The 2,782-nt window shown below is 73.1% G+C and carries 4 protein-coding genes; all 4 read left to right on the top strand.

Annotated elements, in window-relative coordinates:
* Window positions 1-407, top strand: a 407-nt coding sequence (locus Q0L15_RS18225; RefSeq protein WP_366939600.1) for a hypothetical protein, incomplete at its 5' end; no start/stop codon positions are given.
* Between the two features lie 10 nt (window positions 408-417).
* Complete coding sequence (locus Q0L15_RS18220; RefSeq protein WP_296605867.1) at window positions 418-1,224, top strand: deoxyribonuclease IV; 807 nt, start codon at window positions 418-420, stop codon at window positions 1,222-1,224.
* On the top strand, window positions 1,172-1,624 hold the full coding sequence (locus Q0L15_RS18215) for a VOC family protein (protein WP_296605866.1): 453 nt from the start codon (window positions 1,172-1,174) through the stop codon (window positions 1,622-1,624). The genes Q0L15_RS18220 and Q0L15_RS18215 overlap by 53 nt, the downstream gene beginning before the upstream one ends.
* A 64-nt stretch (window positions 1,625-1,688) precedes the next feature.
* A partial coding sequence (locus Q0L15_RS18210) for a glycosyltransferase family 39 protein (protein WP_296605865.1) occupies window positions 1,689-2,782 on the top strand: 1,094 nt, incomplete at its 3' end.

The raw sequence follows: 2,782 nt of genomic DNA, 5'->3' as shown, positions 1-2,782 counted from the left end.
GGGTCATGACCGCTCCTCTGATGATCCTGATCGCCGGCCCCTACCGTTCCGGCACCGGTGACGACCCCGCCAAGATGGCCGCCAACCTGGCCGCCCTCGAGACCGCCGCCTGGCCGATCTTCCGGGCCGGCCACCTGCCGATGATCGGCGAGTGGGTGGCGCTGCCGGTGCTCAGCAGCGCCGGGGCGAGCGGCCCGCTCGACCCGCTGGCCGAGCAGGTGATGTACCCGACCGCCGAGCGGCTGCTCCAGCACTGCGACGGCGTGCTGCGGCTGCCGGGCGCGTCCACCGGCGCCGACCAGGACGTCGCGATCGCTCGCGAGCGTGGGATCCCGGTCTGGTTCGCCCTCGAGGAGGTGCCGGGCGTCGACGCCCGCGACGTGGAGGGCGTCGGCGCCGCGTCCTAGGCTCGCTCGCATGAGCAGCACGAGCCTCGCCATCGGTGCCCACGTCGACCAGACCGACCCGATCGCGGAGGCCCAGGCGCGCGAGATGCCGCACGTGCAGTTCTTCCTGGGCGACCCCCAGGGCTACAAGGGCCCCGAGTTCCGCTACGCCGGCGGGGCCGAGGCGCTCAGGGCCGACGCCGAGGCCGCGGGGGTCGGCCTCTACGTGCACGCGCCGTACATCGTCAACGTCGCCACCACCAACAACCGCATCCGCATCCCCAGCCGCAAGCTGCTCCAGCAGCACGTCGACGCGGCGGCGGCGATCGGCGCGCGGGGGCTGATCGTGCACGGTGGGCACGTCAACAAGGACGACGACCCTGCGAAGGGGTTCGACAACTGGCGCAAGGCCGTCGAGGCCGTCGACCTCAAGCTGCCGCTGCTCATCGAGAACACCGCCGGCGGCGACAACGCGATGACCCGCTACCTCGAGCGCATCGAGCGGGTCTGGGACGCGTTGTCGTCGACCGAGCAGTTCGACCACGTGGGCTTCTGCCTCGACACCTGCCACGCCCACGCGGGCGGCAACGCCCTCGAGACGGTCGTCGACGACGTACGCCGCATCACCGGACGCATCGACCTCGTGCACTGCAACGACTCCCGCGACGAGTTCGACTCCGGCGCTGACCGCCACGCCAGCCTGGGCGCCGGCAAGGTCGACCCCGACCTGCTCGCCGCCGTCGTGCGCGACGCCGGTGCCCCGGTGATCCTCGAGACGCCCGGCGGTGCCGCCGAGCACCGTGCCGACGCCGGCTGGCTCGTGGAGCGGATCGGGTGACCTCCCGGATCACGAAGCTCACGCCGACCCGGCCGCGCTCGCGCGGTTCTGGGCGGCTGCCCTCGACTACGTGGTGATCGACGAGGACCCCGAGCTCGTCGAGATCGGGCCGGCGGATCGCGCCGACGCGCAGCTGCTCGCCGACGTCCGCTCCGGCCCGGTGGCGCCCACGATCTTCTTCGCGTGGGTGCCCGAGGAGAAGATCGTGAAGAACCGGCTCCACCTCGACGTCTCCCCGATCGACTCCGACCGTGACGCCGAGGTCGCCCGGCTCGAGGCCCTCGGCGCCCAGCGCACCGACCTGGCGCCACCGGAGACGAGCTGGGTCGTGATGCTCGACCCCGAGGGCAACGAGTTCTGCGTCCTGCGCAGCCTCGCGCCCGGGCACTTCTCGCTCTGACGTTCACAGACGACCCACAGACGGTCCACACGGTCCCGCCAACCGGCCGGCCGACCGTGGGCTCATGAGCACCGCGACCCTCGACGACCCGACGACGACCCCGGCCACCGAGCCCCCACCGCCCCGGCCCGAGAGGTGGTACCGCCCGACGCTCGCCGGGCTCCTGCTCGCCACCGCCGTCCTCTACCTGTGGGGCCTGGGTGAGTCCGGGTGGGCCAACAGCTTCTACTCCGCCGCCGCCCAGGCGGGCTCGGAGTCGTGGAAGGCGTTCTTCTTCGGCTCCTCCGACGCCGCGAGCTCGATCACCGTCGACAAGACCCCGCTGGCGCTCTGGCCGATGGCGCTCGCCGTGCGGGTCTTCGGGCTCTCGTCCTGGTCGATCCTGGTGCCCCAGGCGATCGAGGGCGTGCTGGCGGTCTGGCTGCTGGTCGCCACGGTGCGGCGCACGACGGCGTCGGCCGCCGCGGGCCTGATCGCCGGGGTGGCGCTGGCGCTCACGCCGGTGGCGGTCCTGATGTTCCGGTTCAACAACCCCGACGCGATGCTGGTGCTGCTGCTGGTGGCCTCGGCGTACGCCACGCTCCGCGCCCTCGAGCCCGGGTCGCGCCACCCGGTGCGCTGGCTGGCGCTGGCCGGAGCACTGGTCGGCCTGGCGTTCCTCGCGAAGATGCTGCAGGCCTTCCTGGTGCTGCCGCCGCTGGCGCTCGTCTACGTGCTGGCAGCCCGCACCAGCGTGCCCAAGCGGCTCGGGCACCTGCTGGTCGCGTTCGGGTCGATGCTCGTCGCGGGCGGCTGGTGGGTCGCGATCGTGTCGCTGTGGCCGGCGTCGAGCCGGCCCTACATCGGCGGCTCGCAGGACGACTCCATCCTCGAGCTGACGCTCGGCTACAACGGCTTCGGCCGCCTCACCGGCGACGAGACCGGGTCAGTCGGCGGTGGCGCGGGGCCGGGCGGGGGATCCGGTGGTGGGATGTGGGGGCAGACCGGCATCACCCGGCTCCTCGACGCCGAGATCGGCGGTCAGATCGCCTGGCTGCTGCCCAGCGCGCTGCTGCTGCTCGTCGCCGGCCTCTGGCTGACCCGGCGCAGTCCGCGCACCGACCTCACGCGCGCCGCGCTCGTGCTCTGGGGCGGCTGGCTGCTGGTCACCGGCCTGAC

Origin of the sequence: Nocardioides sp., assembly GCF_024509035.1 — a bacterium.
Taxonomy (GTDB): domain Bacteria; phylum Actinomycetota; class Actinomycetes; order Propionibacteriales; family Nocardioidaceae; genus Nocardioides.
This window is presented reverse-complemented; position numbering and strand designations above follow the sequence as displayed.